Origin of the sequence: Micromonospora sp. NPDC004540, from assembly GCF_040610095.1 — a bacterium.
Lineage (GTDB): Bacteria > Actinomycetota > Actinomycetes > Mycobacteriales > Micromonosporaceae > Micromonospora.
In genome coordinates, this window is sequence record NZ_JBEXLR010000012.1 from 55,244 (window position 1) to 68,092 (window position 12,849).

Genomic DNA, 12,849 nt, shown 5'->3' on the forward strand with positions numbered 1-12,849 from the left:
GCGACGCCTGGCTGCTCCCCAGGTTGCAGATGCAGTTCCGGGCCGTGTCCGAGCCCATCGGCGCCCCGGTGGCCAAGCTCGCCCTCCTGACCGACCGTCACGCCTTGGCGCTCGGGTGCCTCTCAGGGACTGGCATCGTTGAAGGGGGACCGGTCACAACGCCAGGGCGGCCAGCTCGGTGCGGCTGGTGACGCCGAGCTTCGGGTACGCCTTGTACAGGTGGTACGCAACCGTCTTGGGGCTGAGGAACAGCTGCGCCGCGATGTCCCGGTTGGACAATCCTTCGCCGGCGAGCCGGGCGATCTGCAGCTCCTGCGGGGTGAGTTCGGCGGCGGCCGACGCGGCGGGTTGCGGGGCGCGCAGGCCGTTGGCCTCCAGCTCTCCGCGCGCCCGCGCCGCCCACGGCGCCGCGCCCAATCGGTCGAACGTCTGCAGGGCACCGTGCAGCCGGCCCCGGGCGTCGGCCTTGCGCCGGGCGCGGCGCAACCACTCGCCGTACAGCAGCTCGGTGCGGGCCTGCTCGAAGGGGCGACCGTCGACCTTCAGGGCGAGCAGGTAATCCTGCTCGTCGCCGGAGAGCAGCGCCCGGCACCGGTACGCCAGGGACGTCGCCCAGGGCTGGTCCACCCGCTGCGCCCAGGCCGAGAAGCGCGTGGACGCCTCCTGGGCCTGCTCGGGCACGCCGGCCCGGACGGCCGACTCGACCAGGTCGGGCACGCTCCGGTACGCGCACACCTGGTGGGCGTACGGGTTCTCCTGCAGGGCGGCGAGCCGGGCCACGGCGGACTCGGCCCGGCCCTGGCCGAGGTCGAGCAGTCCCTGCGCCCACAACGTCCACGCCCGACCGCCCGCCTCGGCGCCCGCCCCGGCACCGTCCAGCGCCGAGGCCACCAGCTCCCGGCAGCGCGCCTCGTCGCCGGCCACCGCGGCCAGCATCGCCTGCACGGCGAGCAGCTGGCTGACCCAGAGCGGCTGGCCACCGTCGCGGGCGACCCGGACCGCCTCGTCGAGACTGACCTCGGCGTCACGGTGCCGGCCGTGGAAGAACTCCGCCTCGGCGAGGAAGAACAGCAGCGTGGGCAGCAGCCCGAGGACGCCCTCCGCGCGGCAGCGGGCGGCCAGGCCGGCCGCCAGCTCGTACGTGTCGGCGTCCTGCCCGGCGACGAAGCCGAGCCCGCAGAGCTGCACGCGGTCGCGGGGTTCGGCGCTCACCTGGGCGGCCACCGCGGCCAACGGCAGCGGTCGGCCCCGGACGGCGGCGACCTGGTAGCGGGCCACCGGATGGTCGAGGGTCGCGAGCTGGTCGAGGCAGGCGCTCAGGTACGGCTCGCCGAGGTACCAGGCCGGGTGGAACGCCGCCACCAGCAACGCGTCCCGCTGTCCCGGGTCGAGCTGCGCGCCCTGGCTCATCAGGTCGTACGCGGTCTGGTGGCCGCCCTGCCAGAACCAGGCATGCCCTTCGACCCAGGCGACGCGGGCGTGGAAGGCCGGCTCGTTCACCAGGCCGGCCGCCCGCTCGGCGAGTCGGACCGCGTTGTCCAGGTGCCCGGACTGCAGGCCGCTCTCCGCGGCCAGCAGCAGCCGGCGCGCCTTGGCGGTCTCGTCGCCGCTCAGTTCGGCGGCGCGCTCGAACGCGGCCAGCGCCGCGCCGTAGCCGCTGCGCCCGCGAGCCTGCTCGGCGGTGCGTTCCAGGGTGGCGGCCACCTGCTCGTCCGGTCCGGTGGTGGCCGCGGCGAGGTGCCAGGCCCGCCGGTCGGCGGTGTCCAGCGTGGTGAGCACCTCCGCGAGCGCGCGGTGCACCGCGAGCCGCTCCGGGTACGTCGCGGCGGCGTGCACCGCGGCGCGGACCAGCGGGTGGCGGAACCGCAGCCGCCGGCCGGCGACCTCGACCAGCCGGGCCTCCTCCGCCGGCCGCAGGTCCGCCGGGCCACCGCCGAGGGGGGCGGCGGCGCGCAGCAGCACGTCCAGGTAACCGCTGTCCTCGACGGCGGCGACGAGCAGCAGCGTCCGGGCACCGGCGGGCAGCCGGTCGACCTGGCCGTGGAACGCGGCCTGCAGCCGGTCGGTGAGCGGCAGCGGGCCACCGGCGTCATCGGCCCGGACGACGCGGGGCAGCTCGATCAGCGCGAGCGGGTTGCCCTGCGCCTCGCCGAGCACCCGCATCCGCACCTCGGGAGCGAGCCGCGGGTCGAGCAGCCGGACGGCGTCGGCCGGCGCGAGCGCCCCGACGGTGATCTCGGGCAGGCCGGGGGCGGGAAAGCTCCCGTCCCGGGCCGCGAAGATCATCACGACGCCCTCGGCGTGCAGCCGGCGCGCCGCGAACAGCAGCGCCTCGGCGGAGACACCGTCCAGCCAGTGCGCGTCGTCGACGAGGCAGAGCAGCGGACCGTCCTCGGCCAGGTCCGCCAGGAGCGACAGCACCGCGAGCCCCACCAGCAGCCGGTCGGCCGGGGCGCCGCCGCCGAGCCCGAACGCCGCGGCGAGCACCTGCCGCTGCGGTGCGGGCAGCCGGTCGAGGCGGTCGAGCGCCGGCCGCACGAGCTGACTCAGCCCGGCGAACGGTAGCTCGGCCTCGAACTCGGCGGCGCTGGCGCGCAGCACGCGCAGCGGCCGGCCGGCCGGCGAGGTCAGCTCGGCGGCCCAGTCCAGCAGCGCGGTCTTGCCGATGCCCGGCCCGCCCCGCAGCACCAACGCGGCGCTCTCCCCGACCCGGGCCCGTGCCACCAGGGCCGCGATCCGGTCCTGCTCTGCGGCCCGGCCGTGCAACATTCCCGAACCCTACACAGGTACGCGGTACCTAAGCGCTACCGATTCCCGGGCGCCCGATCCCTCATAGCGTCGTGGCCATGGAACTGATCGAGAAGTACCTCGCCGCCTGGAACACCACCGACCCCGCCGCCCGCCGGGCCCTCATCGACGAGGTCTGGACCGCCGACGGGAGGTACACCGACCCGCTGGCCGCCGTCGCCGGGCGCGACCAGATCGACGCGCTGATCGCCGGCGTGCAGCAGCAGTTCGCCGGCCTGGAGTTCAGCCTCGCCGGCCCGGTCGACGCGCACCACGATCTCGCGCGGTTCACCTGGCACCTGGGCCCGCGCGGCGGCGAGCCGATTGTCGCCGGCTTCGACGTCGCGGTCGTCACCGACGGCCGGATCGCCACCGTGCACGGCTTCCTGGACCGGGTGCCGGCATGACCGTCCTGAGCGCGCGGCCGGTGCGGGTCACCGCACCGGCCGCGCGGCCCGGCGCGTTTCTGCCGGTGCTGCTGACCTCGACGTTCATGACCGCCATCGACGCATTCATCGTCAACGTGGCCCTGCCGGTGATGCAACGCAACCTGCACGCCGGCCCGGCCGCGCTGGAGTGGGTGGTCGCCGGCTACGTCCTCGCGGTGGCCGCCGGCCTGATCACCGGCGGCCGGCTGGGCGACCGGTACGGCCGCCGACGGATCTTCGGCCTCGGCGTGGCGCTGTTCACCGCGGCCTCGGTGCTGTGCGGGCTGGCGCCCACCGTGGGCGTCCTGATCGGCGCCCGGGTGCTGCAGGGGCTGGCGGCGTCGCTGCTCATGCCGCAGGTGCTGGCCATCGTGCGCACCAGCGTCGCGCCGGCCGAGCAGCCGAAGGCGTTCGCCCGGTACGGCCTGACGCTGGGTCTGGGTGCCGTCTTCGGCCAGTTGATCGGCGGCCTCCTGATCCGGGCGGACCTGTTCGGCCTGGACTGGCGGCTGTGCTTCCTCATCAACCTGCCGATCGGGGTGGCCGCGCTGGCCCTGCTCCGCCGGGTGCCGGAGTCCCGCCGCCCGGAGGCCCGGCTCGACCTGGTCGGCGTGGTCCTGGTCAGCGCGGCGCTGGTGGCGCTGGTGCTACCACTGGTGGAGGGACGCGAGCAGGGCTGGCCGATGTGGACGTGGCTGAGCCTGGCCGCGTCGGTGCTGCTGTTCGCGCTCTTCGTGGCGACCCAGCGGCGGAGCGGGCAGCCCTTGGTGGACCTCACGCTGTTCCGGGAGCGCGCGTTCTCCGTCGGGCTCGTGGCGACCCAGGTGTTCTGGATGGGACAGGCGTCGTTCTTCCTCATCCTGGCGCTCTACCTGCAGGTCGAGCGGGGCCTGTCGGCGCTGGAGTCGGGCGTCGTCTTCATGGCGATCGGCGCCGGCTATCTGGCCACCTCGACCTACGCTCACCGGATCGCGGCCCGGCTCGGTCGTCAGGTGGTCAGCGTCGGCGCGTTGGTGATGGCAGTGGGCCTGTACGGCATGTGGCAGGCGGCCGGACACGGCACCGGGTGGCTCGTGCCGGGGCTGGCCGTGGACGGCATCGGCATGGGCATCGCGCTCGCCCCGCTCACCGCCACCGTGCTCGCCCGGATCAACCCCCAGCACACCGGCGCCGCCTCCGGGGTGCTCGCCGCGGTGAACCAGACCGGCAACGCGGTCGGGGTGGCCCTGATCGGCATCGTCTTCTACCAGGCCGCGGATCTGACCGGCGGGTTCCGGGACGGGCTGGTCGCGCTCATCGTGCTGGAACTGGCACTGGCCGCGATCATCCAACTGCTGCCGAGAAGATGACGCCGCCGCACCGGCCGCCGTCCCCCAGGGCGGCGGCCGGTGGACCACCGACGCTCACACCGGGCTGCCCGCCCCCGTCATCGTCCATTCCTGGATCCGGCCGCACACCGCCAGGTCGGCCGGTAATTTGATCCCATGCCAGCACAGACCCGTAGCCTTCTCGCCGTCCAGGATCTCGAGGACTCCAGCAGGACGAGAGGTCTCGCGGACAGCGATCTCAATGCGCTGCGCGCCGTGGCAGATTGGATCAAGACCTTCGTTGCCATGCCCAACAATGACCTCGGCCGTGGCGGGCCGGTATGCCCCTTCGTGGGCAGGGCGATGGAGCGCAACACGCTGTGGCTGGCTCCGGAGCGGGTCGCCGATCGCGGCGTGGCGGATGTCGTCCAGCTCGTGAACGACTACAAGGGAAGGCTCCTGCGCGCTGACCCCGTGCAAGGTGAGGCGATCGCGTTCAAGGCGATTGTCGTCGTTTTCACGGACGTGTCGGCGGATCGTGCCAACGACATTCTTGGCGACGCTCAGGTGGCACAGCTGTTGAAGCCCTCCTACACCCAAGACGGCGTGGTGATCGGGGAATTCCACGAACGGAACGAGTTGTCGTCGGTTCACAACTCGGCCTTCCAGCCGTTCAGATCGCCCGTGCCGTTCGTGCTGCTGCGGCACGCCGACATCACCGACTGGAAGCTCTACCTGAGCGACGAAGACTGGCTCGGCAGGTGGGCACGCCGTTTTCCCGAGTCCGCGGTGCCCGCGCTGGCCGAGGAACTACGCCGCACCAACTGGCAGCAGCTCGAACCGTGACGCGGACGGCCTGCGGAAACCCCGAGCTTCTACTCGCTGCTGTCCGCTCCAACGTCCTGCCGACGACGAGGGACCGGTGATTCGCCGTAGTAGGAAGTGACCGCCGGCTGGCCGGTGTAGTTGGCTCCGGCGCGGTCGTCGGCGCCGAGGTACGTGTAGGGCAGCGACACGATGCCGGGCCCGTTTCGCCCGATTCGGTGACGGCGGGTGTCGACGGTGAAGCCGGCCTCGCGTAGCGCGGTCGCCAGTTTCCGGCCGGCGGGTCGCCCGTCGGCGAGGCGGATGCTGTCCAGGTCGAGATCGGCGCTGAACCGTCCGTCGTCGGTGAGCCAGCCGGCCACGCGGGTGAGCACCGCGAGCTTGTCGCCGACGTAGTGCAGTCCGTGGACGCAGGTGATGAGGTCGAACCGGCGCGGCGGCGACCAGGACGTGACGGAGGCACAGCTCAGCTGCAGGGCCGTGCCCGGGACGGGCGTGCGGTCGAAGAAGTCGACGAGGTCCACGCCGACGATCGTGACGAGATGATCGAGTCCGTCACGGGCGAGTGCGTCCGCGGCCTGCAGGAGGCAGCGGCCGGTCCCGCAGCACAGATCCAGCCAGCCGATTGTCGTCTGCAGGGATTGTGCGGTCCGAGCCATGATCCACTCGAGTGGGTTGAAGCCCAGCTCCCGCGTGTAGCTGTTCACGCCGGCGAGCTGGCGTTCCCGGTTCATCGCCGAGTTGGCCACCACCGCGGACGATTCCAGGGTCTCGTCATCGAGCAGACGCTCCGGCATGGTGAGCAGCCTGCCAGAGCTGTCAGGCCGCCCCTCCCCCGGCGGCCCGCCGGCGGGCGAGCCATCCCGCCAGGGCCAGCAGCACCAGCGCCTCCGCGACCAGGATCGCGACGGCCAAGCCGCCGCCGACCCAGCGGGCCAGCGTGACGTACCAGTAATGCACGAGCAGTGTGAGCAGCGTGGCCGCGAACGCCAGCGAGGCCAGCCCGTAGAGGGCGTAGGCGGCCCGGTCCCGGGGCCGGTAGCCGCGTACCGCCGTAGGCCCCCGGCGGAGCAACCGGCCGTAGAAGCGGTAGCTGTCGGTCCGCAGGTCGGCGAGGTTCAACGCGTGGCTGAGCATGTAGTAGCCGTCGAGCCGGAGGAAGGGCACCAGGTTGAGCGCGGCGGTCGCGGTGCCGAACAGCAGCATCGTGCCGGCCAGGTCGTGCAGCGTCCCGGGCGCGGCCCAGATCCAGAGCGCGGCGAACGGCACCAGGGCCAGCATGCTGACGAACACCCCGGCGAACGCGGTGGCCACCCGCCGGCGCGGGCTGAACAGCACGATGTCGTCGACCTTGCAGTACGGGGCCAGCATCGGGAATCGCCACATCACGCCGATCTCGGTGCCCCGCCCGCCGAAGTGCCGGCAGGTCAGGCCGTGCGCGCACTCGTGCAGGAAGACGATCAGCCAGGTGATCACCACCGACGCCAGTATCGCGGCGAGCGGCCGGTCGCCCCGGGCGACCACGTCGAGCAGCGCCGGCACGTGCAGTGCCACGTACCCGGCGAGCGCCAGCACCACCAGCAGCGCCGGCAGCACGAACCACCAACTGAACAGCGGGGCCAGCCGCGGCAGCAGCCGGTCGAAGAACCGGTCCGGGTCGTACAGCGGCCACCGGGCCGACAGCGGGCCCCGCCGGCTGCGGGCCGCGCCCTCGGCGGCGGTCGCGGTCAGCCGGGCGAGGGCCGCCGGGTCGGTCGCGCCGTCGAGCAGTTGCCGCTGGTGCAGCATGCCGAAGAGCTGTTGCCAGTTCTGCGTCCCGAGCCGTTTCCGGAAGGTGGCCGCGTACTCGGTGGCCAGGTCGTCCAGCGTCCGGGTGCCGTCCATGCGGGACAGCAGGAAGTGCTCGCGCGGCCCGATGCGGTAGAACCAGCCGGTCTCCGGGTCCTTGACGTGGTGGACCAGCTTCTCGCCGCGCCACTGGCCGGGGCCGAGCACGACCCCGGCCCGCAGCCGGGGCCGGGTCCAGGTCGCGTCCGTCGTGGTCATCGCGGGCCGGCCGGGGCGAGGTCGTCGAGCAGCGCGGTCCGCAGCACGTACGACAGGTAGATCTCGTCGAGGATGCTCACGCCGAGCCGGTTGTTGGTCATGTGCACGTAGGAGCTGAGCAGGATGGGCAGCGCGGCGTCCAGGTCGCGGACCTCGGTGGGCTCGGCGCCGCCGCGCTGGAACACCAGGTCGCCCCGTTCGGTCGCCGCGACGACCCGGTCGCGCAGCTCCCGGCAGTGCGCCGACCAGCGGCCCTCGACGCCGCCGGGCCGGACGTCGGCGCGCTCCCGGGCGCCGGCGCGGATCTGGGCCAGCCGGTCGCGCAATGCGGCGTCCATCCGCCGGTAGCTGCTGTCGAAGCTGGCGTGGTAGTCGTCGCTCGGCTCGGAGTAGGAGACCTCCCAGAACCGGCGGTACTCGTCGAGGAACTCGGCGATCCGCCGGTCGTCGGCGAGGAAGACCGCGCACGTCATCATGGTGAGCTGGGCGGAGAGTCCGAGCAGCACCGGCCGGACGTGCACGTTGGTGGTGGCCAGCAGGTCCAGCACCACGTCGCTGGAGTGCTCGAAGTGCCACTCCGCCAGTTCCATCCCGGCCGGTCCGCCGTAGCGGCCGTACTCCCGCTCGTAGGGGATGTGGTGCCAGCTGTTGTTGGCCCGCATCGGCATCACCCCGTCGGGGCCGTACTCCTCGTCCCAGCGCTGTTGGCCGTACTCGGCGAGGAACATCTGCTTGTACAGGTCACCCAGGCCCTCGCTGTCCACCTCGTAGAGCGCCGGGCGGCGGCGCAGGAACGCCTCGATCGCCTCGTCCACCCGCTCCCGGACGAGCGCCGGGTCGACGCCCGGCGCGGGCAGCACCCGCAGCCGCACGTGCGGCCCCTCCATCCAGTACTTGATGAAGAAGTACCGGCTGATCAGCCCCTCGGCCCGCAGCTCGTCCACCAGCGGCCGGACCCCCTCGACCAGCATCGGGTTGGCGTTGCTGGCGTAGAAGACGTGGACGCTGAGCCAGTCGTGGGCCACCGGGGACGGGAAGTGCGTCATCGGTCATCCACCTTTCCGGCGCGGACGCCGTTGAGTTCCACGGTCAGTTCGGTGACGTGGGTGCCGCCGGGGCCGCGGAGCACCTGCTCGTCGCGGTCGGGCAGCATCTCGGTGAGCACCAGACGGCTGCCCGCCCCCCGCCCGGTCGCCTCCAGCAGTTGCAGGCAGAAGTGGCTGTCGAAGTCGACGTAGAGCGGCTTGTGGTCGGGCCGGCCACCCGGCTGGGCGCCGGGCTGGCCGTCGTCGGTGGCCGGGGTGAGCCGGCTGCCCTCGGGGGTGGCGAAGACCCGGCGGGGCAGGCCGTTGTCGCGCCGCCACCGCTGCCAGCGCAGGAACCAGTCGGCGTCGCTCTGCTCCGGGGTGCGCGGCGGCGGCAGGTGGTCCGGGTGCAGCTTCCACATCCGCCGTTGCAGCACCAGGTCGCCGTGCACGACGCGCGGGTATCCGGCGATGCCGTGCCCGGGCAGCGGCACGGTGGTGCCGGCCCACAGGTCGGGCTGAGCCATGCCCAGATACGCGAAGGTGAGCAGCACCTGCTGCACCTCGGGCAGCGCCATCGGCAGCAGGAACCCCAGGTACACCGGGATCACCTCGGCGTCGAGCCGGCGCGAGCGCAGCAGCAGCCGGTCGCTCACCGGGTCGTGTTCGACGCTGAGGTCGTCCATGTGGATCTGCTCTGCGGCCGGCCGGAAGCTGACCTCCCCCGGGCAGACCAGCTCGTACGGGGTGACCGCCGGGTGCAGGTTGAGGTTGGTGGCGTCGTACCCGCCCTTCAACTCGGCGAGCACCGCGCCCGGCGGCTGCAGCCGCGCGAGTTCGGCGCGCAGCGTCCCGGCGAGGTCGTGGTCGGCGAAGAGGTGGGCGAAGCGGGAGAACAGCAGCGTCATGCCGGAGTAGATCCGGTTGACCACCACCCGGTGCCGGTCGCCCTGGTCGGCGAGCTGGAGGAAGAACGACCGCGGGTCGAGCGTGCCGAGCGTCTCGGGCACCATGGCGGCCACCTCGGTCATGAAGTCGTCGTCCAGGCGCAGTTCCTCGGCTCCGGCCGGCAACCGGTCGTACGCCTCGTTCATCCGCCGGGCCACCTCGATGCGGGCGTCGTCCAGCGCGGTGATCTCCTCCTGCCGGAACCAGTTCTCCTGCCGCACGTAGGTGTTGTCGGCGTCGAACGCCCGGCGGCGCATCATCCGCCCGCTGTAGTGCTCGAAGAAGTCCTGCTGGAACTCGTGGGCGAAGGTCAGCAGGTCGTCGCAGCGCCCGCCGGCGCCGTAGCGGGCCCGGAAGAAGCCCTTGGTGGCCAGCCGGCGCGGCAGGTTGATGTCGAACACCGGCATGATCCGGGCCAGCGCCCGCAGGCCGGGCAGGACGTCCCGCTCCCAGCGGATCCGGTCGGCGGTGACCGGCTTTCCGGTGCGCAGCGTCGCGTCCTCGTAGAGCAGGGTCCGCGGGGCCGGGACGTCGGCGCGGCCGAGGTCCTCGTGGGCGGCGACGAGTTCCCGCCGGATGTCGGCGAGCACCCGGCGGCGGCCCGCCACGTCGTGCCCGGGGTAGCCGGTGGCGAGGTGGTTGGCGATCGCCACCCGCTCGGCGAGCCGGTCGGCCCAGTCGCGGCCGATCTCCCCCAGCGCCCGCCGGTAGCCCTCGACCGGGTCGTCGGCGTGGATGTCCAGGTGCAGGTTCGGCACCACCAGCAGGCCCACCCGCAGCAGGTGGTGCAGGTACTGGGCGATCTCCGCGGCGGGCCGGTCCGCGGTGGCGAGCTCGCCGACCAGGTCGGCCAGCCGTCGGACCCGGCCGCCGTCGAGCGCGGCCAGGATGTCGTGCAACACCCGGCCGGTGGGCAGCACGAACAGCGACTCGTGGATCGACTCCAGGGTGATCGCGGCCTCGCCGTCCTCGGAGCTGGTCCGGCGGCGGCGCAGGTAGCGCAGCCGGCCGCGCTCGATGCGCCAGCCGGTGGTGAGGGCGACCGGCAGGTCCGCGCGCAGCGTCTCGTCGGCGAGGACGATGGCCGACAGCCGGCCCAGCGCGGCCAGGTTGAGCCGGGCGGCGCCCCGCTTCCCGTCGCCGGTCCGGTCGGTCACCGGCTCGACGTCGAGCAGCGGGCCGGCGCTCGGGGCGAAGGTGCCGACGTTGACGGTGGTGAGCCGGCTGAACGGGCTGGTCTTGCAGGCGGTGCGCAGCGCGTACTCCAGCAACGACCGTTCCACCCGACGGGCCCGCTTGCCGAGCCGGCCGGGCGCGGCCAGGTAGGTGGGCAGGTACTGGTCCAGCGACGGTGAGGCGAGCAGGATGCCGCCGCGCAGGTCCGGGTCGTCGGCCAGCTCGCGCAGCACGGCCCGGCGCTGCGCCAGCTCCGCGGTCAGCACCGCCGCGCCCTCGGCCAGCTCCCGGTGGTACGCCGCGAAGGTGTCCAGCCAGTCGGCCAGCATCCGGTGCGTCCCGGCGCCCAGTTCGGCCGCCGGCCAGGCCGCCGGGTCGGCGGGGTCGGGCCGGCGCAGGTTCCACACGTCGCGGCGGAGCCGGATCAGCCGCCGCCGCAGCCGGTCGTCGGCGAGGTTGCGGGCCACCGCCTCCTGGAGGGCGTCGGCCAGCCGGGGCCCGGTCGCCCGGAGCCGGTCCTCCAGGTCGAGGGTGCGGCGGGCCCAGGCGGCGCTGCGGTCGAAGGCGAGCCGGTCGGCGACCTCCAGCGGCAGGCCGGCGGTGCGCAGCATGAACACCTCCGGCATCCGCCAGGACACCTCGGAGCCCGCTGGTGCGGGCAGGGACACCGTCACGGGTCTCTCCTTCGTCGACGTGTGTGGTCAGAGCCGGTGGACGACATCGGCGGTGCCGTCCGGGTGCCGCCCGAGCAGCAGGAACAGCACGGTCCGTTCGTCGGTGCCGGTGAGGCCGAGGGCGTCGTCCATGGCGACATTGTCGAAGCCCAGCACCGCGCCGCAGCCCACCCGCTGGGCGGTGGCGGCGCAGTATCCTCGCTGGGCGACGGCGCCGATCTCGGCGTTGAGGAGGCGGTAGCCGCGCGGCCCGACGGCGTCGAGCACCGCGTCCAGCCGGCCGGAGATGGCCAGCACCGCGCCGACCTGCCCCATGGTGTAGTTGGTGAGGAAGTACTGCTGTTGCAGGAACGCGGACATGCCTCCGTCGGGCTCGGCCGCGGCGGGCAGCAGCGCGTGCCGCCGGGGGCAGTAGCCGTAGGTGCCGGCGGTGAGGCCGTCGACGTGGTTCGCGAACACCCACAGGCGGGTGAGGGCCGGCGCGTCCGCGGGCAGCCCGGCGTCGGCCGGGTGGTGCCGCCCCGCGGCGGCGAAGGCGAGGGTGGTGCCCAGTTCGGCGGCGGTCAGCTCGGGCGGCCGGCGGAACCGGCCGAAGCTGCTGGACCGGGTCGCCAGCACCGTCGACAGGGGACGGTCCAGGCGCTCCAGCAGCGGCGGGGGCAGGGCCACCGGTTCGCCGGTCAGCTCGCGGGGCGCGGCCTCGGCCAGGGCCTCCGCAGCGGGGACGGCCGGGGCGGCCGCCGCCCGGTGCACCGCGGTCACCGCGGGGAACTCCCGCAGTCGGCGGGACCGTTCGAAGGCCGGGTACCGGACCCGGAGGTCCGGGCTCTGCCCGACCGGTTCGGCCGGCTCGGCGCCCGCCCAGCTCAGGGGCACGACCGCGAAGGCGCTCTCCCGGTCGCCGTCGAAGCCGAGCAGCCGGTCCACCGGCGCCGGGTCGAACCCGAGCAGTCGGGGCAGCGGTACGCCGAGGGCGCGCGCGAGCAGGTCCCAGGAGCCGAGCAGGGCGCCGAGGTCCTGGGTGACAACGTGGTAGCAGAAGCTGTTGTACTTGAAGGAGTTCTTCCAGAACCGGATGCTCGCCACCAGGAAGCTGTCCGCGGCGCCCGCCTGGTCGCCGACGGCGGCGCGGACCGTCTCGCTCACGTCGCCGAGCAGCAGCCGTTCCAGCACGTGCTGGCCGGTGCCGTAGTGGTAGACGCCCGGCAGCAGCGGCGCGGACCCGCCGGCCACCAGATAGAGCTCCACCGGGTACATGCCGCCGCCGGAGGCGGTGCCGCGTCCCCAGACGGCGTGCTCGAAGTGCGCCCGCTTGGCCAGGTCCTGGTTCCAGTTCACGGTGAGCCGCCGGTCGAGCACCCCGTACGACAGGCGCAGCAGCGTCGCCAGGGCGGGCAGTGACCAGCCCCCGCGCGGCGGCAGGCGCTCCCCGGTGAACAGGTCACGCAGGGTGGGCAGGGTGGGGATGTCCACCGGCAGCGGCACCCGGGGCGCGGCCGGGTAGCTGGTGTGCCGGGAGGGCTGGTCGACCCAGTCCACCTCGTAGTTGAGCGGCTCCATCGGGACCCGCGCCCGGCGGAACACCGCCTCGGCGTACTCCCGGACGACCTGGAGGGCCTCCTGCTGCATACCG

At 73.5% G+C, this 12,849-nt stretch carries 9 protein-coding genes; 3 read left to right on the forward strand and 6 right to left on the reverse strand.

The window, feature by feature from the left end:
- Nucleotides 1–153: 153 nt before the first annotated feature.
- Entirely contained in the window at nucleotides 154–2,769 is a 2,616-nt protein-coding gene (locus ABZV78_RS06665; protein WP_355635953.1) for a LuxR C-terminal-related transcriptional regulator, read from the reverse strand.
- 77 nt (nucleotides 2,770–2,846) lie between these two features.
- On the opposite strand from ABZV78_RS06665, the gene ABZV78_RS06670 reads away from it, so the two are divergent.
- From ABZV78_RS06670 to ABZV78_RS06680, 3 genes are all read left to right on the forward strand, one after another.
- Complete coding sequence (locus tag ABZV78_RS06670; protein ID WP_355635955.1) at nucleotides 2,847–3,194, forward strand: nuclear transport factor 2 family protein; 348 nt, start codon at nucleotides 2,847–2,849, stop codon at nucleotides 3,192–3,194.
- On the forward strand, nucleotides 3,191–4,564 hold the full coding sequence (locus ABZV78_RS06675) for an MFS transporter (protein WP_355635957.1): 1,374 nt from the start codon (nucleotides 3,191–3,193) through the stop codon (nucleotides 4,562–4,564). The genes ABZV78_RS06670 and ABZV78_RS06675 overlap by 4 nt, the downstream gene beginning before the upstream one ends.
- Before the next feature lie 135 nt (nucleotides 4,565–4,699).
- Nucleotides 4,700–5,368 carry a DUF6875 domain-containing protein gene (locus ABZV78_RS06680; protein WP_355635959.1) on the forward strand — a complete coding sequence of 223 codons (669 nt, stop codon included), beginning with the start codon at nucleotides 4,700–4,702 and terminating at the stop codon, nucleotides 5,366–5,368.
- A 29-nt stretch (nucleotides 5,369–5,397) separates the two neighbouring features.
- On the opposite strand, the gene ABZV78_RS06685 is transcribed toward ABZV78_RS06680, so the two are convergent.
- Genes ABZV78_RS06685 through ABZV78_RS06705 form a run of 5 tightly spaced genes read right to left on the reverse strand, consistent with a single transcriptional unit; the run spans nucleotide 5,398 to nucleotide 12,845 of the window.
- Nucleotides 5,398–6,144 carry a class I SAM-dependent methyltransferase gene (locus tag ABZV78_RS06685; protein WP_355635961.1) on the reverse strand — a complete coding sequence of 249 codons (747 nt, stop codon included), beginning with the start codon at nucleotides 6,142–6,144 and terminating at the stop codon, nucleotides 5,398–5,400.
- Between the two features lie 22 nt (nucleotides 6,145–6,166).
- A complete protein-coding gene (locus ABZV78_RS06690; protein WP_355635963.1) occupies nucleotides 6,167–7,393 on the reverse strand; it encodes a M50 family metallopeptidase in 1,227 nt (408 codons plus the stop codon).
- Complete coding sequence (locus ABZV78_RS06695) at nucleotides 7,390–8,439, reverse strand: thiopeptide-type bacteriocin biosynthesis protein (protein ID WP_355635965.1); 1,050 nt, start codon at nucleotides 8,437–8,439, stop codon at nucleotides 7,390–7,392. The genes ABZV78_RS06690 and ABZV78_RS06695 overlap by 4 nt, the downstream gene beginning before the upstream one ends.
- The gene (locus tag ABZV78_RS06700; RefSeq protein ID WP_355635967.1) at nucleotides 8,436–11,216 is read right to left on the reverse strand and encodes a lantibiotic dehydratase; all 2,781 of its coding nucleotides are present in this window, start codon (nucleotides 11,214–11,216) and stop codon (nucleotides 8,436–8,438) included. The genes ABZV78_RS06695 and ABZV78_RS06700 overlap by 4 nt, the downstream gene beginning before the upstream one ends.
- Nucleotides 11,217–11,243: 27 nt before the next feature.
- The gene (locus tag ABZV78_RS06705) at nucleotides 11,244–12,845 is read right to left on the reverse strand and encodes a SagB family peptide dehydrogenase (RefSeq protein WP_355635969.1); all 1,602 of its coding nucleotides are present in this window, start codon (nucleotides 12,843–12,845) and stop codon (nucleotides 11,244–11,246) included.
- Nucleotides 12,846–12,849 lie beyond the last annotated feature (4 nt).

Bases quoted from the DNA above. Each gene is read 5' to 3' on its own strand.
- ABZV78_RS06665 (WP_355635953.1), bottom strand. From the start codon at position 2,769: ATGTTGCACGGCCGGGCCGCAGAGCAGGACCGGATCGCGGCCCTGGTG.
- ABZV78_RS06670 (WP_355635955.1), top strand. From the start codon at position 2,847: ATGGAACTGATCGAGAAGTACCTCGCCGCCTGGAACACCACCGACCCC.
- ABZV78_RS06675 (WP_355635957.1), top strand. From the start codon at position 3,191: ATGACCGTCCTGAGCGCGCGGCCGGTGCGGGTCACCGCACCGGCCGCG.
- ABZV78_RS06680 (WP_355635959.1), top strand. From the start codon at position 4,700: ATGCCAGCACAGACCCGTAGCCTTCTCGCCGTCCAGGATCTCGAGGAC.
- ABZV78_RS06685 (WP_355635961.1), bottom strand. From the start codon at position 6,144: ATGCCGGAGCGTCTGCTCGATGACGAGACCCTGGAATCGTCCGCGGTG.
- ABZV78_RS06690 (WP_355635963.1), bottom strand. From the start codon at position 7,393: ATGACCACGACGGACGCGACCTGGACCCGGCCCCGGCTGCGGGCCGGG.
- ABZV78_RS06695 (WP_355635965.1), bottom strand. From the start codon at position 8,439: ATGACGCACTTCCCGTCCCCGGTGGCCCACGACTGGCTCAGCGTCCAC.
- ABZV78_RS06705 (WP_355635969.1), bottom strand. From the start codon at position 12,845: ATGCAGCAGGAGGCCCTCCAGGTCGTCCGGGAGTACGCCGAGGCGGTG.